We start from the raw sequence: 19,637 nt of genomic DNA on the forward strand, positions 1-19,637 counted from the left end.
CATCAGGAGTCAGCGCATGTCGACTACCCCTTCGCGTGCATCGTCCGGGAGCGAGGCCTTTTACGCATCCGTCCGCGCCGAGCTGGACGCCATTCGCGCCGCGGGGCTCTACAAGTCCGAGCGCGTCATCGCCACGCCGCAGGGCGCGGTGATCCGCACCGCCGATCAACGCGAGGTCATCAACCTCTGCGCCAATAACTACCTCGGGCTATCGTCGGACCCGCGCGTGCTGGAAGCGGCGCACGAAGCGCTGCGCACACACGGCTATGGCATGAGTTCGGTCCGCTTCATCTGCGGCACGCAGGACCTGCACAAGGAACTCGAAGCCCGCCTCGCGGGCTTTCTCGGCACCGAGGACACCATCCTCTACGGCTCGGCGTTCGATGCAAACGGCGGCCTGTTCGAGACGCTGCTCGGGGCGGAAGACGCGATTATCAGCGATGAGCTGAACCATGCGTCGATCATCGACGGCATTCGCCTGTCGAAGGCGCGCCGCTATCGCTACAAGCACAATGACCTCGACGACCTGCGCGCCCAGCTTGCGCAGGCCGACGCCGACGGCGCGCGGCACAAGCTCGTGTTCACGGATGGGGTGTTCTCGATGGACGGCACGGTCGCCCGTCTCGACGAGATCCGCGCGATCTGCGACGCGCACGGCGCGCTGCTCGGCATCGACGAGTGTCACGCGAGCGGCTTCATGGGCCAGCGCGGGCGCGGCACACACGAGGCGCGCGGCGTGTTCGGCAAGATCGACATCATCACGGGCACGCTCGGCAAGGCATTGGGCGGCGCGTCCGGCGGCTTCACCAGCGGCCGCAGGGAGGTCGTGGATCTGCTGCGGCAGCGTTCGCGCCCGTATCTGTTCTCCAATACGGTGGCGCCGGCGATCGTCGGCGGCAGCCTTAAGGTGCTGGACATCCTCGAAGCGAGCACCGAGCTGCGCGACCGGCTCGAGCGCAACACGGCGTTCTTCCGCGCGGGTCTGGGCAAGCTGGGCTTCGACATCAAGCCCGGCGACCATCCGATCATCCCGATCATGGTCTACGACGCCGAACGCGCGCAGGCGTTGGCCCAGCGGCTGCTGGAACTTGGCGTGTATGTGGTTGGCTTCTTCTTCCCCGTGGTGCCGCGCGGCCAGGCGCGCATCCGCGTGCAGATGAGCGCCAGCCATGACGAAGGCACGCTGCGGCGCGCGCTCGACGCCTTTGCGCAGGCCGGCCGCGAACTGGAGCTGATCTGATGCCGAACGTCCCGCCAAAGATCCTGATCATCGGCGCCAATGGGCAACTGGGCTCGGAACTCGCGCTCGCGCTGGCCGAACGCCATGGCCGCGAGAACGTCATCACATCGGACGTCGTGCCCACGGGGCGGCATATCGAACTCACCCACGAAATGCTCAACGTGACCGACCGCGGCGAATTGCTGACCGTGGTCGAGCGTCACGGCATCACGCAGATCTACCTGCTGGCGGCCGCGCTGTCGGCCACTGGCGAGAAGGCGCCACAGTGGGCGTGGAACCTCAATATGAACGGGCTGCTGAACGTGCTGGAACTGGCGCGCCAGCACGGCATCGAGCGCGTGTTCTGGCCGAGCTCCATCGCCGCTTTCGGTCCGACCACGCCCGCGGTGAACACGCCGCAGAAGACCGTGATGGAGCCGACGACCGTGTATGGCATCTCCAAGCAGGCCGGGGAAGGGTGGTGCCGCTGGTATTTCGAGAACCATGGTGTCGACGTCCGCAGCGTCCGCTACCCGGGCCTGATCTCGCACAAGACGCCGCCCGGGGGCGGCACCACGGACTACGCCGTGGATATCTTCCACTCGGCCGTCAAAGGCGAGCCCTACACGTGCTTCCTCGAGCCCGATGCGCGGCTGCCGATGATGTATATGCCCGACGCCATCCGCGCCACGCTGGAGCTGATGGAAGCGCCCCGCGCGTCCGTGCGCGAGCGCGGCAGCTATAACCTCGCCGGCATGAGTTTCACGCCCGCCGAGATCGCCGCCGCCATTCAGGCGCGCGACCCGGGCTTCGCGATCCGCTACGCGCCCGATTACCGGCAGGCGATCGCATCCGGCTGGCCCGACTCCATCGACGACAGCGCGGCCCGCGCGGACTGGGGCTGGCGTCCGGAATACGACCTCGACGCGATGGTCGAGGACATGCTGCGCAACTTGCGGGCGTAGTTCTCGCGGTTCCACTACCCTGAAAGGGCGGCCACTGTAGCCGCCCTTTTTTTCGGCATCTGTGTTTCGTGGGAAGGCGAGGGCGCGCTCAGAATTCAGCATGGCCCACCGTCGGGCCGTTCTGGATGTATAGATTGCAGCACCTCGATATATGTGTATTCAAACTATTCAACATGAAATAGTTTGCATTCTAATAATTGCGCGACTATCATTCTCCACATGAAACAGATAGACGCCCTTCGTTTCGCCTTCACGGGCCAGCTGATGCTGGCCGGTCGACAATGGCGGCAGATCAGCCACCACGCGCTGGCCCATCACAGCGTGTCGGCCGCAGCGGCCGCGCCGCTCCTGTTCATCCGCCGTCTCGGCGGCGGCGTCCGGCAGGTGACGCTGGCCGACTATGTGGGCGTCGAAGGGGCGACCCTCGTGCGGCTCGTGGACCAGCTGTGCGCGGCGGGGCTCGCCAAGCGCGAGGTGGACCCACACGACCGGCGCGCCAACAGCCTCTCGCTGACCGAAGCGGGCGAGGCGGCCGCCATCGAAATCGAAGACGCGCTGCGCACGCTGCGCGCGGAAGTGTTCGCGGACATCAGCGCCGAGGACATGGCCGCGTCCCTCCGCGTGCTCGAGGCCGTCGCGCGCGCCGCGGCGGCGTCCGGCGGTGCCGGCAAGGCGGAGGCCTGAGGGTCATGCCGAACTGGCCTTCCGCTCGCGACTGGCTGTTCTCCGTCAAGGCGTTCATCGCCTCGATGCTCGCGCTCTGGATCGCGCTCTATATGGGTTTGCCGCGTCCGTACTGGGCGATGGCCACCGTCTACGTCGTGGCCCATCCGCTGACAGGCGCCACACGCTCGAAGGCGTTGTACCGTGTGCTCGGCACCCTGATCGGCGCGGCCGCGTCGGTGGCGTTCGTGCCGATGCTGGTCAATGCGCCGCCGTTGCTGATGGCGGTGGTGGCGCTGTGGGCGGGCGCGCTGCTGTACATCGCGCTGATGGATCGCACGCCGCGCAGCTATGTGTTCATGCTCGCGGCCTATACGCTGGCGCTGATCGCGCTGCCTGCCGTCGACAATCCGTCCGGCATCTTCGACGTGGCGATCGCGCGTTCCGAGGAAATCTGCATCGGCATCGTGTGCGCGAGCGTCGTGGGCGCGGTGCTGTTTCCGACCAGCGTGACGGCCGTCCTGGGCGACCGGACGCGCAAGTGGATGGCGGATGCGACGGTGTGGGCCACGGACATGCTGTCCGCCAACCCGCAGGCACGCGCCACGCGCCACCAGAGCCGCCACAAGCTGGCGGCGGACATCCTGGCGCTCGATCAGCTCATCAGCCAGCTGTCCTATGACACCGATACGGCCGGCCGCGTGCGCGCGGCGCGCGAACTGCGTGGCCGCATGACGATGCTGCTGCCCGTGCTGTCGTCGCTCGCCGCGATCGTCGAGTCGATGCAGGCGCATCGCGGCGTGCCCGAGGCGCTGGCCGCGCGCATGCGCGAGGTCTCGGACTGGATCCACGCGGGCGCGCCGGCGCCGGCGCCCGTCATTGGTGACCTGTCTGGTGAACGCCGCGCGGGCAGTGGGGCCGCCATGGCAACCGCGATCCCGGCTGACTCGACGAACCCTACCACGACCCCCACCACGACCGGCCCGCAACCGGCATCCGCGCCCGACGCGGTGGACCCGCGCGACGCCGACAACTGGGACACCGCGATGCTCACCGCCGCCACCGACCGCCTCCAGCAAATGGTGGCGCTGTGGCAGGACTGCGTGTCGCTATGCACCGCGATCTGCCGTCGCGACACGGGCGCCTATGAGCCGATGGCCGGCTGGGTGCCGGCATTCCGCCGCTGGGAAGTCGGCGGCGCGCGTCACTACGACCACGGCATGCTGCTGTTCTCCACGGGCACCATCGCGCTTGGCATCTTCGTGATGGGCATGATCTGGATCTGGAGCGGCTGGGCGGACGGCGCCGGCGCCGTGGCGCTCGGCGCGGTGGCGTGCTGCTTCTTCGCCGCCGCCGACGAACCCGCACCGATGATCCAGACCTTCTTCAACGCCAACGTCGTCGCGGTGGTCATGGCGATGGTGCTGCTGTTCGCGGTGCTGCCGATCGCCCAGAACTACGAACTGCTCGTGATCTCGTTCGCGATCCCGTTCCTCGGCATCGGCCTGCTGATCGCGCAGCCGCGCTTCGCGCCGATCGGCCTCGCGCTCGGCGTGGTGACCGCGACCGATATCGGCGTGCAGGGCGCCTATAGCGCGAACTTCACCTCGTTCTTCAACGGCAATATCGCGGGCATCGCCGGCATTCTCTTCGCGCTGTTGTGGACGCTGACGGTGCGCCCCTTCGGGACGCAGGCCGCGGTCCGCCGCCTGATGCGCGCGAGCTGGCGCGACATCGCCGACCATGCGAATGACGGCGATCCGCGCCAGCACACGCAGCGGCACACCGAATTCCGCGCCCGCATGCTGGACCGCGTATCGCAGCTCGTCCCGCGTCTGGCGGCCAGCGCCAGCGAAGTGTCCTCCGACGGGTTCAATGAAGTGCGCGTGGAACTCAGTACGCTCGCGCTGCAACGCGAGCTGCCGAACCTCGGCCCGCGTCAGCAGCATGCGGTGCGCCGCGTGTTGCGCAGCGTCGCCGGCTATTACGAAGCGCGGCTCAAGGGCAAGCTCGAAGCACCGCCCCCCGCGCTCTGCACGCGCCTGTCGCGCGCGCAATCGCTGGTGCGCTCGCCCGTGGCGTTGTCCGCGCTCGTCGAGATGCATGTATCGATGTTTCCGCCGGCGGTGTTGCCGGCCCCCATTCCCGCAAAGCCATGACCCCCGGTGAAATCAATGTCTACGGCGTGTTCGTGCCCGTCCTGCTGCTGTGGATGCTCGTGGCATTCGCGCTCATGTCGGTGGTGCGCGCCGTCTTCGTGCGCGTGGGCTTCTATCGGCTCGTGTGGCACAGATCCCTGTTCAATCTTGCGCTCTACGTGATCATCCTGGGCGCGGTGGTTTATTTCGCGCCCTCGTTCGCGCCGTTGTTCTCATCATGAAACTGAAAATCTCTTCCATCGGGCCGGTTGTGCTCACGTTGGCCGTGGTCGCGGTCGGCGCGGTCGTCGTCAAGCATCTGTGGGACTACTACACCGTGGCGCCCTGGACGCGTGACGGCCATATCCGTGCCGACATCGTGCAGGTCTCGCCCGATGTGTCCGGGCTCATCACGCGCATCAACGTCAAGGACAACCAGCGCGTGAAGCAGGGTGACGTGCTGTTCGAGATCGATACCGACCGCTATGCGCTGGCGCTGCAGCAGGCGCAGGCCACGGCCGCGTCGATTCGCGCCACGCTCGCGCAGTCGCGGCGCGAGGCAAGGCGCAGCCAGTCGCTGTCGGATGTGGTGTCGAAGGAAGTCGTGGAAGAAGGCTTCGCGCGGGTCGCCCAGCAGGAAGCCAGCCTCGCGCAGGCCGAGGCCGCGATCGGCGTGGCCAGGCTGAATCTGCAACGCACGCGGGTGCTCAGCCCCGTGGATGGCTACGTCAACGACAAGCTGCCGCGGCTCGGGGATTACGCGACCACGGGCCGGCCGGTGCTGGCGATGGTCGATGTGAACTCGTACCACGTGGAAGGGTACTTCGAGGAAACGAAGCTTCACGGCATCCATATCGGCTCCCCGGTCGATATGCGCGTCATGGGCGAGTCGCGCGTACTGCATGGCCGCGTGCTGAGCATCGCGGCCGGTATCGAGGATCGCGACCGCACGACCGGGGCGAACCTGCTCCCCAACGTGAACCCGACGTTCAACTGGGTGCGGCTGGCGCAGCGCGTGCCGGTGCGCGTGGTGTTCGATCCGATGCCGGAGGATATCCGGCTGATCGCGGGGCGCACGGTCACGGTGTCGGTGCGCGACGAGGGGAAACAAGCGGGGAATCAAGCAGGGAAGCAGGAAGGTAATCCGTCCGAGGCGCCGAAGGCTGGCGTGCGGGCGGCGTCAGACGCAACTGGAGTATCGAAGTGAAACCCGTCGTTCGTGTCCTGGCCTCGGTGGTGATGTCGTCGATGCTGGCGGCATGCATGACCGTGGGTCCCGATTACAAGGTGCCCGAGAAGGCGGTCGTCAACGACAAGACCGCCAACGGTCCGTTCGATGTCGACAGCCCGGCCGTGTCGCTGGCGCCGGTGCCCGATGACTGGTGGCGTCTTTACGACGACCCGCGCATCGACGACTTCGTGAAGCAGGCGCTGGTCGCCAATACCGATCTGCGCGTGGCCGCGGCCAATCTGCGGCGTTCGATCGCGCTCTATCACGAGGTGGAATCCGAGAACCTCGTGCAGGGCTCCGTGCATGCCGATGTGGCGCGCGGACTGGTAGCTGCCGAGCCGCTGCTCCATGAAGACAAGGTGCCGGTGTTCAATTTCGGCGATACGGGCTTTCAGGTGTCCTACCTGATCGACTTCTTCGGCAAGCTTGCACGCGCCGACGAGGCCGCGCTGGCCAACGCGCAGGCGAGCCAGGCCGCGCTGGATCAGGCCCGCGTGGGCGTGGTGGCCGAGACCGTGCGCGCCTATGTGCAGGGCTGCACGGCCACGCATGAACTGCACGTCGCCGAGCATCAGCTCGCGCTGCAGGAGAGCGCGGTGAAACTGTCGCAACGTCTCGCCGATGCGGGCCGCGGTCAGCCGGTCGATGTGCTGCGGGCGCAGGCACAGGCGGAAGCGTTACGGGCCACGCTGCCGAAGTTCAAGGACATGCAGGAAGTGGCCGCGTACCGCCTCGCCGTGATGATCGGCAAGCCGCCGACCGCGCTCGATGCGTCGGCGGTCGCCTGTACGTCCGTTCCCAGACTGCGCCAGCCGCTGCCCGTGGGCGATGGCGCCGCGCTGCTCAAGCGCCGTCCCGACGTGCGTCAGGCCGAACGCGAACTCGCGTATGCCACGGCACGCATCGGCGTGGCCACGGCGGATCTCTATCCATCGATCAGCATCGGCGCGTCGGCGGGATTCTCCGGCATCCTTGAACATCTGGGGCAGTCGCAAACCGCGCACTGGAGCGTGGGGCCGGGCATCACGTGGAACCTGCCGACCAATGGCGTGCGCTCGCGCATTCATGGCGCGGAAGCCGGCGCGGACGGTTCTCTGGCGAAGTTCGACGGCGTGGTCCTGAAGGCGTTGCGCGAGACCCAGACCGCGCTGTCGTCGTACACCCGCGAACTGGAGCGCAACGAGTCCCTGCGCGCGGCGCGCGACAAGTCTGAAGCGGCTGCAGGGCAGAACCGTCAGCTGTGGCAGGCGGGCCGTTCGCCTTATCTGCAATCGCTCGACGCCGACCGGACGCTGGCCAACAACGACGCCACACTGGCCGCGTCGGACGCGCAGGTGGCGATGGACCAGATCAACCTGTTCCTCGCGCTGGGCGGCGGCTGGCAGAACCCGCCGAAGATCGAGGAACACAAGATCGCGGAGAAGGAATGAGGCTGCTGGCCCGGGTGAATCTTCCGGGCCTTCTATCCTTAGTCGTTTTGCTTCGTTCATCCTCCCGACCCGCTGCGTTAAGGTAGATCACCTTGATGCCGAAATCGGAGAACTCTGTGGCTAAGCCGCTCAAAGTCGTTGCCGTCAACGGCAGCGCCTATCAACCGTCGCGTACGCGCGTGCTCGTCGAGGCCCTGCTGGCCGAACTGTCGCAAAGCCTTGTTGTCGAGGCGCAGGTCGTCGATCTGGCCGAGATCGCGCGCCCGCTGGGGGCCGCGCTGTCGCGCGAGGAACTGCCTGCGGACATCGAGGCGCAGCTGGTGGCCATCGAGTCCGCCGACCTGCTGATTGCCGCGGCGCCGGTGTATCGCGGCTCGTTCCCCGGGCATTTCAAGCATCTGTTCGATCTGGTCGGCATGAACGCACTGATCGACAAGCCGGTTCTGCTGGCGGCGACGGGCGGCAGCGATCGGCATGCGCTGGTGCTCGAGCACCAGTTCCGCCCGCTGTTCGGCTTCCTGCAAGCGCTGTCGTTGCCGATCGGCGTGTATGCGTCGACGGCCGATTTCAACGGCTACGAAGTAGGCAGCCCCGCGCTGCAGGAACGCATCCGCCTGGCCGCGGAACGCGCCGCCCCGCTATTCGCCGACGCCGCGCGTCAGCCGCTGCGGCGCGTGGCGTAACGCCGCCGCGTTCTCAGATACCAAGAATCTTCTTCGCCTCGCCGAGGGACTTCATCGAGGCATCGTGATTCCCCGCCTTATGCTGCGCCTCGCCCTCGGCGCGCAGCTTGGTCACCTTGGCCTGATCCTCCTGCGACAACGCCGGCTTGGTGGCCAACTTCGCATCGATCGCCTTCATCTCGTTGGGACAGTTATGGGCCAGGGCAACGCCACTCGCGCCCAGCAGCACCAGCGCAGCCAGAATTTTCAGGGTGTGACGCATTTTCGGTCTCCTGTCGTGCCGAATCGGCATGGGGGAAAAGCCGCTTCAGCATAGTCCATGATCTTTCATATTGCTCCACGCTAAACATTTCCGCATGGACCGCCTGCAATAACGTCGATTTACCGTCGGCTGCATGGCGCCAACAATGGTGACTCCATATCGAGGAGTCGAACATGTCAGAGATCACCATGCAGGCGCTGGTCGTGGAAGAGGCCGGCGCGCCCTTGCGTCAGGTTACGTTGCCGCGTCCCGTTGCCGGGCCGGGACAGGTGTTGGTGCGGATTGCGGCGAGTGGGGTGAATCCGCTCGATATCAAGATTCGCGCGGGGAAGGCCGCGCATGCGCGGCAGCCTCTGCCGGCCGTGCTGGGGCTCGATCTGGCTGGCACGGTCGAGGCATTGGGAGACGGGGTCAATGGCTACGCGGTCGGCGATGCGGTATTTGGCATGACTGGCGGTGTGGGCGGTTTGCAAGGGTCGCTGGCCGAGTATGCGGCCGTGGATGCCGCGCTGCTTGCGCACAAGCCCGCCATGCTGTCGATGCGGGAGGCGGCCGCATTGCCGCTGATCGTCATCACCGCGTGGGAAGGGCTAGTGGACCGGGCGCGCGTGCGGGCCGGGCAGACGGTGCTCGTGCATGGTGGCGCGGGCGGGGTGGGGCATATTGCCGTGCAGTTGGCCCGCGCGGCTGGGGCGGAGGTCTATGCCACCGGCCGGGCGTCGCAACGCGCGGTCATCGAGCAGTATGGGGCGACCTTTATCGACGCCGAGGCTCACGCGGTGGCCGACTACGTGCAGCAATACACGGCGGGGGAAGGGTTCGACGTGGTCTATGACACTGTCGGCGGCGAGGTGCTCGACGCCTCGTTCGCCGCCGCGCGGACCTACGGCGGCCATGTTGTCAGCTGCCTGGGCTGGGGCACCCATTCGTTGGCGCCGCTGTCGTTTCGCGCGGCCACCTATTCAGGCGTATTCACACTGCTGCCTCTGTTGACCGGCCGAGGACACGCGCATCATGGCGAGATCCTGCGGGAAGCGGCGCGTCTTGTGGAGGCAGGCAAGCTTTCGGTGCGTATGGATCCCCGGGAGTTCGCCTTCGCGGAAGCCAATGCATCCCATGCAGCCGTCGAGGCGGGTACGGCGCAAGGCAAAATTGTCGTCAGCGGCTATGCGGTATAGGGCAGCCGCAAGCCAGCCGACAAACCCTCCGAACAAACATCGACGGCGAGTTTGTATGCTATCGCATGATTTTTCGTTAGATTGTATGCGATAGTATTATCCTGGACTTGAAAGTCCGCATCGCAGGGACCATACTATCGTAGCGTTTTGAGCAAAAACTAATGCGATGTCATTACTTTCACAGTTGCAGGCCATGCGACAGCAGCGAAACCTCACGATCACCGAACTCGGCCGGGTGGTGGGGATGGCCGCACAGAACCTGTCGGCCATCCTGCACGGCAAGAAGGACAGCCGCGCCTCGACTTTCGAAGCGCTGGCCGCCGCCATGGACGCCGAATGGGTGATGGTGCCGCGGGAGCGGTTACTGGAGGTCCGCCAGGTGCTGGAAGGCAAGGGCGGCGGCCCGGACCGCGCCGCTCGCTCGTCGCTGGACGTCTTCCTGAGTCAGAACTCCGGCGGCCAGGGCCCCGAGCGTAGCGAATGAGCTTCGAACTGCATCCGCGCTTCCTCAAAGTCCGGCTTTACGGCCGGCTATGTGGCTATCTGTGCGAAGCCGGCGGTAACACGCGCTTCGTCCCCGCCGAGGCGTTCCGTGGCGACGCGGACCGCCCCACGCTGAGCCTCTCCATCACGGTGCCCACGGAGGCCGGCCGCGCGGCCACGTCCGAAGTCCTCGACAACGCGTTCCACCCGGCGATCTACAACACGGGCGCCGAGCTTCCGCCATACTTCGCGGGCCTGCTCCCCGAGGGCGAACTGCGTCAGCGCCTCGAAGCCACTCGCGCCAATCCCGAAGACAAGGACGACTTCGGCGTGCTTGCCTCGGCAGGCAACGACCTGCCCGGGGCGGTTGTGGTCGTGCCCGCCGATATCGCCACGCTGCCCGAATACGTTCGCACGTACGGCGTCACCGGCGGCGCCGACAACCTCGAGATCGCGGTGGTCGAAGGCCCGACCGAAGGCGCCGCATCCGTCTCCGGCGTGCAGAACAAGCTCGCGCTGTCCACCGTGCAAAGGGGCGAACGCTACACGCTGCCCACGCACGGCAAGCTGTCCGACATCATCGCCAAGCTGCCAGCCAGGAACGACGACTCGCAGGTATTCAACGAGTTCGTCTCGATGCAACTGGCCGCGGCGGCCGGCGTCACCATCGCGCCGATCCAGGTGCTGCCAATGTCGAGCATCGACGTCGAAGGACTTTCGGAATCGATGGGAGAGGGACTGCATTACCTCGCGGTAGACCGCTTCGACCGCGGCCCCGGCGGCCGCGTGCATGCCGAGGACGGTTGCCAGATGCTCGGCCGCATGCCCAGCCGCAAATACGCCAACGCCGATGCCTATGTGCGGCTTGTGGCGGTGCTGTACCGGCTGAGCCCGAGCGGCGTGCAGAACGTGCGGCAGTTCTTCCTGCGGCAGGCGGTCAACACGCTGATCGGCAACAGCGACGCGCACCTGAAGAACTTCTCGGTGATCTACCACAATGGCAAGCTGCCCGAGCTCTCACCGGCCTACGACATCGTGTGCGTCGCCGCGCTGCCGAACTTCAAGTCCTATGGGCAGAACGTGGCGATCGACGCGCGGCAGCGCACGGAGACGCTCGCCGACTACGAACGCATCGCGGAACAGGCCGGCGTTCCCCGGCGCATCGCGACGGCCGCGGTAAAAGAGGCCGTGGCCCTTGCGCATAGTCACTGGCCCACGCTGCTGAAGACCCTCGACGCGCCGCAACCCATCCGCGACGCCATCGCCGAACGCCTTGCCACGCTGCCCCTGGCCAACGCCGGCAGGTCCCGCAAGTCATCGTGACGCGATACCCGCAAACGCCTCCACGCCCTCGCTGACCATGGCAAACATCCCTTACGCCGACCTGAACGATCCCGAGATCAAACCTGTCGTCGACCGCATCGTCGCGGAGCGCGGCGGCGTGCTGCATCTCTACCAGATGCTGCTGCATTCGCCGCCCGTGGCGAACGGCTGGCTCACCTACCTGACCGCCATCCGCCAGCAATCGACCTTGCCCGGCAACCTGCGCGAACTAGTGATCATGCGCGTCGCCGGCCTCAACGGCGCCCCGTACGAAGCCGACCAGCACGCTCCCATCGCGCTGAAAGAGGGCGTCACGCAGGCCCAACTCGACGCGCTGCCAACCTGGCGCGATAGCACGCTCTTCAGCGACACCGAACGCGCCGTGCTGGCCTACACCGACGCCATGACCCGCCAGATCCAGGTGGATCCCGCCATCTTCGCCGCCGTGGCCGAGCACTTCTCCCACCGCCATGTGATCGAACTGACAGCCACGGTCGCGGCCTACAACATGGTCTCGCGCTTCCTGGAAGCGCTCCAGGTGCATTCGCACGACAAGCGGTGAGGTCCGGTCGAGGTGAGTAGCAGAGTAGGATATCGAATAGTTATCCTACTTTAATGCGCACTACAACTTGAGCTACTGTGGCGTTTACTCGCGCATTTCGAGGGCCATCCGCTGGTGGCTTCTCTGCTCAAGCGTGTAGCGCCTCCGCAGACCTAGCCTCGCGCGGTCACCGCGCGGGATAGGTCCTGCTTCAGCAGATAGGCCGAGACCACCAGCAGCACGAGGTCCTTCAGCAGGAAGGCGGAGACGATGGTCATGGCGGGGAATCCGCCCGCGCCTTGTTCCCATGCGTCGGGGGCAAACGGCATGATCGTGACGGTCGTGATGAACGTGAAGGTCGCGCCGAGCGCTCCCAGCGCGCCGAGCTTCTTGTTCCAGAAGCCCAGGAAGATCAGCGTGCCGAACGTCCACTCCGCCGTGCCTAGCAGGATGCTGGTGCCCTTGATGCCCAGCAGCGGAATCATCCAGAACGTCATCGGTCCGTGCGTCAGCAGCGGGAGCAGCCCCGTGATGACGGCTTCAAACCATTTGTCATAACCGAACCACGCGAAGATGATCACCATCGCCGCGCGCAGCAGGTGATAGTCGAGGTCGCCCTTCAGCACGTCCGATCGATGCAGTTTTTCCAGTACCGTGTTCATGATGTTCTCCATATTGCGTTGATGTGACCGCAGTATGGTTCTGGGGCCGGAGTCAGTTAAGGCTCCGTTGCCTCGATAGCATGCTCGAACGTCTCAGCCTTTGCCGCCTCCCCGCGACGCCATTCGCCCGGGGTGAGGCCCGTGTGTTCCTTGAACGCGCGGCGGAACGCTGCCACCGATTGATAACCGACGAGCTCCGCAATAGCTTCCGTGGATGCCGACGATTCACGGAGGGCGCCCGCGGCCATCGTCATGCGGATGTCGGTGAGCAGGTCGCTTGGGGAGCGTCCGATCCTTTCCTGAAAATGCCGTGCGAGCGTGGCGCGCGACATGTTGCAGCGCGCGGCGAGCGTGGGAAGGGTCCACGGATGCGCCGGATGGCTGAACATGGCCATCAGGGCAGGCGCCAATCTCGAATGGCCCGCGAGCGACAACAGGCCGACCGGTGGCGTTTCCGACTCGCTGGCGAGGCGCAACGCGAGGGCGAACAGCGCTGACGAGAGCCCGTTGAGCATCGCCATGCCGCCAAGCCCATCGGCGGTCGACTCGTCTCGCATGAGGCTGACCAGTCCGATGACCCTGGCCGCCGTGTCGGTCGGGACCCGCTGCGCCAGCGAGGCGCCGCGCACGATCAGCACCGGCGGCAGGTAGCTGCGCACGAGGCGTTCGTGCTGAGGATCGACCACGAAGCGGCCGCACAGCATGTCCAGACGCTCCGCGCCGCCCCGGTTTTCGCTGACGACGATGTTGGAAACATCGCGTTTGCGTACCGCTAACGGGTCCCTGCCGCTGCCATCGTGCAGAGCATGCGCCGAGCCGTAGGACAGGATCACGATGTCCCCGGCAGTCAGCGAATGCCGCGCATGACCATCCTCGAGGATGGCCGAGCCGGCCACGATCACGTGGTAAGGCATCTCACCGGGTGACGATTGCGCGTAGTTCACGCGCCACGGCGCGCCATAGAGGCATCGAACCTCCAGGCGGCCTCTCACGCGCATGACGTCGAGAAGCTTGCTCAGCCAATCCATACCCAACCCTCATCCCGTCTCAGACGGTCTTGACCTCGCCCCCGTCCACGCGCAGCACGGTGCCCGTCATCCACCGCGCCGCGGGCGACACCGCGAAGGCCATGGCTTCCGCGATGTCGTGGGCTTCGCCGAAGCGAGCGATGCCCGCCTGCGTGAGGAACGCCGACCTGGCTTGCTCGATGCTCAAGCCTTTCGCCGCGGCCGCCTTTTCCAGCATGCCGAGCCGGCGCCCCGTCATGATGGCGCCGGGGGAAATGCTGTTCACCTGTATGCCGTCTTCGAGACCGCGTTCCGCAAAGGCCTTGGCGAGCGCTTCGATGCCTGCATTGATGGCGCCTACCGCCGCCGCGGCAGGCTTCGGGGTAACGGCCGCGGTGCCGGACGTGAAGACCACCGCGCCGCCCGATGCCTTCAATGCCGGCCACGCCGCGATGGTCAGCCGGCGTGCGCCGTGGAACTTCAGTTCCATCCCAGTGTGCCATTCGGCGTCGGTCATCTGGAAGACGTCAATGCCGGGCACTGCGCCCGCGATGTTCAGCACGGCGTCGATGCGCCCGAAGCGCTCGATCGTGCGTTGCACGATGGTATCGCCCGCCGTCAGCCGCATCAGGTCAAGTTCCAGGACAAGCGGGGCACTGCCGAGCGACCGGATGCCCTCCGCCACGGCAGCCAACGGTTCGCCGGCACGCGCGACGATCGCCACGCCCGTGAAGTCGCGCGCCAGGCGCAGTGCCGTTGCCTTGCCGATGCCCGAGCTTGCGCCCGTCACGATGGCTATCGATTCCGCCATGATTCGTCTCCTTGAGTGTGGGGGCTCAATGTAATCGCATCGGGCGTGACGATTGTGCGCAGGAACGCAACAGTGTTCTTCGTGCACAGATGTCGTAACCTTCAAAATAACGATTGAAAAGTTACAAATAAAACCTACGATGGAGCCTCCCAACACAGTCGCTCAGGAGGCGCCATGAAAGCAGTCGTTCTCGATGGATTCGGTGGACTCGACGTCCTGCAATACCGTGACATTCCAAAGCCGATTGCCGTGCCCGGCACGGTGCTCATCCGCATCAAGGCGTTCGGCATCAACCATGCGGAGATGCATATGCGCCGCGGCGAGTGGGCCGAAGCCGCGCCCGTGAGCGGCATCGAATGCGTGGGGATCGTGGAGGCGTGTCCGGGCGGCGAGTTCGCGGTGGGGACGAAGGTGGCGGCCTTCATGGGCGGCCTCGGCAGAACGATCAACGGGAGCTACGCGGAATACACGCTAGCCTCCGTCCACAACGTCGCGGCCATCGAATCGGAACTGTCGTGGGCCGAACTCGCCGCCATTCCCATCACGTATGCCACGGCGTGGACCACGTTGTTCCGCAACCTCGATCTCCAGCCCGGCCAGACACTGGTGATTCGCGGTGCGACGTCGTCACTCGGCCTGGCGGCGGTGAATCTCGCCGTGAACGCGGGCGCCAAGGTGATCGCCACCAGCACGAACGACTCGCAGTTCGACAGGCTGATACAGATGGGCGTCACGCGGTGCGAGGTAGAGAGCCTGCAACTGTCGGCGCAACTGCCCGACAAAGGGCAGATCGATGCGGTGCTCGATCTGGTCGGCAACAGCGTGGTGGTCGATTCCCTGAGGATAGTACGGCGCGGCGGCAAGGTGTGCCTGGCCGGCTGGCTCGGCGGCCTCGATCCCATTCCCGACTTCAATCCGCTGTTGCAGATGGCGAGCGGGGTGTACCTGACCTTCTTCGGCAGCTTCGTGTTCGGCACGCCGCAGTTTCCCGTCTCCGACGTTCCGCTGCAGGCCATTGCCACCGACATCGCGGCCGGCAAGTTTCAGGCGAAGCCGTCCCGTATTTTTCGCTTCGACGAATTGCGCGAAGCGCATCGCGTGATGGAGGCGAACGAGGCGAGAGGCAAGATGGTGGTGTTGCACGACGACGCGTGAGCCGGTGGCTTACCCGTCGATATCCGGGTTCCGCCGTAACGTTTCCGCCAGCCAGTCCATGAACACGCGCACGGCCGAGTGGATGTGGTTGCGGTTCGTATAGACGATGGACAGTGGCGTGGACAGGGTTTGCGCGTCCTGGAGGATTTCGACGAGCTTGCCCTCGCGAATCAGTTCGGCCACGTAGAAACGCGTGGGCTGGATGATGCCCAGTCCGCGCAGCCCGCTTTCGATATAGGCGGAGCCCTCGTTGACCGCGAGCCGTCCCTTCATCGTGATGTTCACCGTGCGGTCGCCCTCGACGAACGCGAACGGAAGGATGCGGCCAGTACGGGGAGAGGCGTAGTTCACGGCCACATGACGATCGAGGTCGGCGAAGGTCCGCGGCACGCCGTGGCGCTCGAGGTAGGCGGGCGACGCGCAGGTGACGATGCGCGCATTGCCAATGCGCCGCGCCACGAGACTCGACGCCTCGAGCGGCCCCGCGCGAAGCACGAAGTCAACACCTTCCTGGATCAGATCGATATTGCGGTCGGCAATGCCGATCCGCACGTCGATGTCCGGGTACTGCGCATAGAACGCATCGAGCGCGGGCACCACCAGCGACCGCGCGATGGAGCCTGAGGTATCGATGCGAACGGTGCCGCGCGACACCGTCCGCGCGTGCGTCAGCTCGGCCTCCACTTCGGCGAGGTCCGTGAGGATCTGCTGGCAGCGCTCGTAGTAGAGCTTGCCCGCGTCCGTCAGGCTGACCTGTCGCGTGCTGCGGCTGAGCAGCCTCACCTCGAGCTGCTCTTCGAGCGTCTGAATCGTTCGGCTGACGGAACCCCTCGGCAGATCCATGAGATCCGCGGTCTTCGAGAAACTCTGCGTCTCGGCCACCTTCGCAAAGATCCGGATTGCTTCAAGCCGCCCCATCGGTGTGCTCCGCCCAGGCTGATGTGAAGGCGTCAGTGTAACCACTGTGCGTTGCGCCGTCAGGCTACTGTGCCTTCCGTCCCCAGCGCCGCGAGCGTGGCATCGAGCAGCGCGCGTAGGCGGGGCACGCGCCGCAGGTCCTTGTGATAGCCGACCCAGACGTCGCGTGCCGGCGGGGCGGTGGGGGTGTCGATGCGGCGGAGGCCGTCGATGCGCGCGGCGAGCAGGCAAGGCAGTACCGCCACGCCGACACCGGCCGCGCACAGGCGCGCCTGCGCCTCGCGATTGTTGCTGCGGAAGACGACATGCGCATTGGGCAGCAGCGCATGGAGCCACTGCACATCGGGCAGATCCGCGAAGGCCGTGTCCATCGTCACGAGACCGATGCCCGTGCCATCGCCCGGTGGCGGCGGCGCGGCATCGCGCGCGGCATATAGCCCGTACTCCATGCGCATGAGTTTTCGCTGCGCGATATCGGGCGCGTCGAACGGCAGGATGCGGAAGACGAGGTCCGCCTCGCGCCGTGCCAGGTCCAGCAGACGGGCGTCGGTCAGCAGTTCCACGCTCACGCGCGGATGCGCCTGCACGAAGGCCGCGATGACGGGGGAGAGCACATGCACGCCAAACCAGTCCGAGGACGACACACGGATGGTGCCTTCGAGCGCGTCGTCATGGCCCGCCAGCGTGCGTGCGAGGGCCAGCGCTTCCTGTTCCATGCGCTCCGCATGGCCAAGCATCGCCGAACCCTCGTCGGTGAGGACCAGCCCGTTGGCCGTGCGCTGGAACAATGCGTGGCCGACATCTTCCTCGAGCGCGCGCAACCGGCGTCCCATGGTGGGCTGCGTCTGCCCCGCCGCGCGCGCGGCACCCTGCAGCGTGCCGGCCCGCGCGATGGCGAGGAAGATCCGGATGTCGCTCCACTCCATGGCGGCAAGCCTCAGAGTTGCGCCGCGTGATGCCGGATATGGTCTTCGATGAACGTCGAGATGAAATAGTAGCCGTGGTCGTAGCCAGGGTGCCGCCGCAGGGTGAGCGGCTGGCCCACGGCCTGGCAGGCCGCCTCGAACGCTTCCGGGTGCAGCTGCTCGGCGAGGAACTTGTCGTCGAGCCCCTGATCGATCAGGATGCCGTGCGGGAACGGCACCGATGCCTGCGCGGCCATCAGCGCGCTGGCATCGTGCTGCGCCCAGCGCGCGCGATCGTTGCCGAGATAACCGGTGAAGGCCTTCACGCCCCACGGGCATTGCGACGGCGCCGCGATCGGCGCGAACGCCGACACGGACTTGTAGCGCCGCGGATGCCGCTGCGCGAGCACGAGCGCGCCATGCCCGCCCATCGAATGGCCGAACACGCCGACACGATGGCGATCGACGGGCAGCGACGCGGTCACGAGGTCGAACAGCTCGTCGGCCACGTAGCTCTCCATGCGCCAGTGCATGCGCCACGGCGCCTCGGTGGCATCGACATAGAAGCCCGCGCCCACGCCGAAGTCCCATGCATCCGCTTCACCGGGCACGTTGGCGCCGCGCGGGCTCGTGTCCGGCGCGATCAGCGCGAGGCCATGCGCCGCCGCATGACGCTGCGCGTTGGCCTTGATGGCGAACGTCTCCTCCGTGCAGGTCAGCCCGGCCAGATAGAACAGCCCGGGCACGGGCGCGATGCTGGCATCCGAGCCCGCGGCCAGCGCCTGCGGCGGCAGGAAAATCGAGAAGCGCATCGGCAACCCGATCGCCGACGACTGATGGCGATAGAAGCGCTGGACGCCGCCGTGGCAACCGTGTTCGGACAGCAGTTCCATATGCGGCGCCTCAGTAGAGCACGACCGAACGGATCGACTCGCCGCGCTTCATGAGGTCGAAGCCCTCGTTGATGCGCTCGAGCGGCAGCGTGTGCGTGATCAGGTCGTCGATGTTGATCTTGCCTTCCATGTACCAGTCGACGATCTTCGGCACGTCCGTGCGGCCACGCGCGCCACCGAACGCCGAACCCTTCCATTCGCGGCCCGTGACGAGCTGGAACGGACGCGTCGAAATCTCGGCGCCCGCCTCGGCCACGCCGATGATGATCGACTTGCCCCAGCCCTTGTGGCAGCACTCGAGCGCCTGGCGCATGACCTTGGTGTTGCCGATGCACTCGAACGAGTAGTCGGCGCCGCCATCCGTCAGTTGCACGATGTGGTCGACCACGTTATCGACCTCGCTCGGGTTGACGAAATGGGTCATGCCGAACTTGCGCGCCATCGCTTCCCGCGCGGGGTTCAGATCGACGCCGATGATCTTGTCGGCACCGACCATCTTTGCCGCCTGAATCACGTTCAGGCCGATGCCGCCGAGGCCGAACACCACCACGTTGGCGCCCGCTTCCACCTTCGCCGTGAACAGCACCGCGCCCACGCCGGTGGTCACGCCGCAGCCGATGTAGCAGATCTTGTCGAACGGCGCGTCCGGACGCACCTTCGCCAGCGCGATCTCCGGTACCACGATGTGGTTCGCGAAGGTCGACGTACCCATGTAGTGGAAAATGGGCTTGCCATCGATCGAGAAACGCGAGGTGCCATCGGGCATCAGGCCCTTGCCTTGCGTCGAGCGGATGGCCTGGCACAGGTTCGTCTTGCGCGACAGGCAGAACTTGCACTGGCGGCACTCGGGCGTATAGAGGGGAATCACGTGGTCGCCGGGCTTCAGCGACGTGACACCGGGACCGACATCCGTGACGATGCCCGCGCCTTCATGGCCGAGAATGGCGGGGAAGATGCCTTCCGGATCGGCGCCGGACAGCGTGTAGTAGTCGGTATGGCAGATGCCGGTGGCCTTGACCTCGACAAGCACCTCGCCCGCGCGCGGGCCGTCGAGTTCCACGTCTTCGATGGTCAGCGGTGCGCCGGCTTTCCAGGCGATGGCGGCTTTGGTTTTCATGTCGGCTCCTTGGCGAATACACATGCGGATGCGGGCCGGTGCCCGCGAACAGG

The 19,637-nt window shown here is 66.1% G+C and carries 21 protein-coding genes; 13 read left to right on the forward strand and 8 right to left on the reverse strand.

All coding sequences use genetic code 11. The annotated features are described in order from the left end of the window. The first annotated feature begins 16 nt into the window (after positions 1-16). From kbl to msuE, 8 genes are all read left to right on the forward strand, one after another. Positions 17-1,240 (forward strand): glycine C-acetyltransferase, encoded by a 1,224-nt coding sequence (gene kbl / locus KHP16_RS11480; protein WP_211960206.1) that lies wholly within the window; start codon positions 17-19, stop codon positions 1,238-1,240. Further along, positions 1,240-2,184: an L-threonine 3-dehydrogenase gene (locus KHP16_RS11485; RefSeq protein WP_109583229.1), complete on the forward strand. Its 945-nt coding sequence runs from the start codon at positions 1,240-1,242 to the stop codon at positions 2,182-2,184. Before kbl ends, KHP16_RS11485 begins: the two co-directional genes overlap by 1 nt. A gap of 219 nt (positions 2,185-2,403) precedes the next feature. Next, positions 2,404-2,868: a MarR family winged helix-turn-helix transcriptional regulator gene (locus KHP16_RS11490; protein ID WP_109583228.1), complete on the forward strand. Its 465-nt coding sequence runs from the start codon at positions 2,404-2,406 to the stop codon at positions 2,866-2,868. A gap of 5 nt (positions 2,869-2,873) precedes the next feature. Further along, a complete protein-coding gene (locus KHP16_RS11495) occupies positions 2,874-5,006 on the forward strand; it encodes an FUSC family protein (protein ID WP_121491551.1) in 2,133 nt (710 codons plus the stop codon). Further along, entirely contained in the window at positions 5,003-5,227 is a 225-nt protein-coding gene (locus tag KHP16_RS11500) for a DUF1656 domain-containing protein (protein ID WP_109583226.1), read from the forward strand. Before KHP16_RS11495 ends, KHP16_RS11500 begins: the two co-directional genes overlap by 4 nt. Beyond that, a complete protein-coding gene (locus KHP16_RS11505) occupies positions 5,224-6,192 on the forward strand; it encodes an efflux RND transporter periplasmic adaptor subunit (RefSeq protein WP_167468428.1) in 969 nt (322 codons plus the stop codon). Before KHP16_RS11500 ends, KHP16_RS11505 begins: the two co-directional genes overlap by 4 nt. 32 nt (positions 6,193-6,224) lie before the next feature. Further along, positions 6,225-7,646 (forward strand): efflux transporter outer membrane subunit, encoded by a 1,422-nt coding sequence (locus KHP16_RS11510; RefSeq protein ID WP_109583727.1) that lies wholly within the window; start codon positions 6,225-6,227, stop codon positions 7,644-7,646. A 116-nt stretch (positions 7,647-7,762) separates the two neighbouring features. After that, a complete protein-coding gene (gene msuE, locus KHP16_RS11515; RefSeq protein ID WP_109583225.1) occupies positions 7,763-8,329 on the forward strand; it encodes an FMN reductase in 567 nt (188 codons plus the stop codon). A 13-nt stretch (positions 8,330-8,342) separates the two neighbouring features. On the opposite strand, the gene KHP16_RS11520 is transcribed toward msuE, so the two are convergent. Beyond that, entirely contained in the window at positions 8,343-8,591 is a 249-nt protein-coding gene (locus tag KHP16_RS11520) for a hypothetical protein (RefSeq protein WP_109583224.1), read from the reverse strand. 173 nt (positions 8,592-8,764) lie between these two features. On the opposite strand from KHP16_RS11520, the gene KHP16_RS11525 reads away from it, so the two are divergent. The 4 genes from KHP16_RS11525 (at position 8,765) to KHP16_RS11540 (ending at position 12,137) form a co-directional block, all read left to right on the forward strand. Beyond that, positions 8,765-9,769 (forward strand): zinc-dependent alcohol dehydrogenase family protein, encoded by a 1,005-nt coding sequence (locus KHP16_RS11525; protein WP_211960207.1) that lies wholly within the window; start codon positions 8,765-8,767, stop codon positions 9,767-9,769. Positions 9,770-9,962: 193 nt separating this feature from the next. After that, positions 9,963-10,253, forward strand: coding sequence for a helix-turn-helix domain-containing protein (locus KHP16_RS11530; RefSeq protein ID WP_211960208.1), 291 nt, complete (start codon positions 9,963-9,965; stop codon positions 10,251-10,253). Then, positions 10,250-11,575 (forward strand): type II toxin-antitoxin system HipA family toxin, encoded by a 1,326-nt coding sequence (locus tag KHP16_RS11535; RefSeq protein ID WP_211960209.1) that lies wholly within the window; start codon positions 10,250-10,252, stop codon positions 11,573-11,575. The genes KHP16_RS11530 and KHP16_RS11535 overlap by 4 nt, the downstream gene beginning before the upstream one ends. 37 nt (positions 11,576-11,612) lie before the next feature. After that, the gene (locus KHP16_RS11540) at positions 11,613-12,137 is read left to right on the forward strand and encodes a carboxymuconolactone decarboxylase family protein (RefSeq protein ID WP_115953150.1); all 525 of its coding nucleotides are present in this window, start codon (positions 11,613-11,615) and stop codon (positions 12,135-12,137) included. 152 nt (positions 12,138-12,289) lie between these two features. Here KHP16_RS11540 and KHP16_RS11545 read toward each other — a convergent pair whose 3' ends face one another. From KHP16_RS11545 to KHP16_RS11555, 3 genes are read right to left on the reverse strand one after another with little or no spacing between them, the layout of a single operon-like run. Then, positions 12,290-12,778, reverse strand: coding sequence for a DUF417 family protein (locus KHP16_RS11545; RefSeq protein WP_109583221.1), 489 nt, complete (start codon positions 12,776-12,778; stop codon positions 12,290-12,292). 56 nt (positions 12,779-12,834) lie between these two features. After that, positions 12,835-13,806, reverse strand: a complete 972-nt coding sequence (locus KHP16_RS11550; RefSeq protein WP_211960210.1) for a cupin domain-containing protein — start codon at positions 13,804-13,806, stop codon at positions 12,835-12,837. Positions 13,807-13,825: 19 nt separating this feature from the next. Next, on the reverse strand, positions 13,826-14,596 hold the full coding sequence (locus KHP16_RS11555) for an SDR family oxidoreductase (protein ID WP_109583219.1): 771 nt from the start codon (positions 14,594-14,596) through the stop codon (positions 13,826-13,828). A 174-nt stretch (positions 14,597-14,770) separates the two neighbouring features. On the opposite strand from KHP16_RS11555, the gene KHP16_RS11560 reads away from it, so the two are divergent. Continuing rightward, a complete protein-coding gene (locus KHP16_RS11560) occupies positions 14,771-15,751 on the forward strand; it encodes a zinc-binding alcohol dehydrogenase family protein (protein WP_211960211.1) in 981 nt (326 codons plus the stop codon). A 9-nt stretch (positions 15,752-15,760) separates the two neighbouring features. On the opposite strand, the gene KHP16_RS11565 is transcribed toward KHP16_RS11560, so the two are convergent. From KHP16_RS11565 to KHP16_RS11580, 4 genes are read right to left on the reverse strand one after another with little or no spacing between them, the layout of a single operon-like run. Further along, positions 15,761-16,669 carry a LysR family transcriptional regulator gene (locus KHP16_RS11565; RefSeq protein WP_115953147.1) on the reverse strand — a complete coding sequence of 303 codons (909 nt, stop codon included), beginning with the start codon at positions 16,667-16,669 and terminating at the stop codon, positions 15,761-15,763. A 59-nt stretch (positions 16,670-16,728) separates the two neighbouring features. Continuing rightward, complete coding sequence (locus tag KHP16_RS11570; protein WP_183084761.1) at positions 16,729-17,595, reverse strand: LysR family transcriptional regulator; 867 nt, start codon at positions 17,593-17,595, stop codon at positions 16,729-16,731. A gap of 11 nt (positions 17,596-17,606) precedes the next feature. Next, a complete protein-coding gene (gene fghA / locus KHP16_RS11575) occupies positions 17,607-18,467 on the reverse strand; it encodes an S-formylglutathione hydrolase (RefSeq protein WP_109583216.1) in 861 nt (286 codons plus the stop codon). Between the two features lie 10 nt (positions 18,468-18,477). Further along, entirely contained in the window at positions 18,478-19,584 is a 1,107-nt protein-coding gene (locus KHP16_RS11580; protein WP_211960212.1) for an S-(hydroxymethyl)glutathione dehydrogenase/class III alcohol dehydrogenase, read from the reverse strand. Between the last annotated feature and the right edge of the window lie 53 nt (positions 19,585-19,637).

This window comes from Cupriavidus plantarum, from assembly GCF_905397285.1.
Lineage (GTDB): Bacteria > Pseudomonadota > Gammaproteobacteria > Burkholderiales > Burkholderiaceae > Cupriavidus > Cupriavidus plantarum.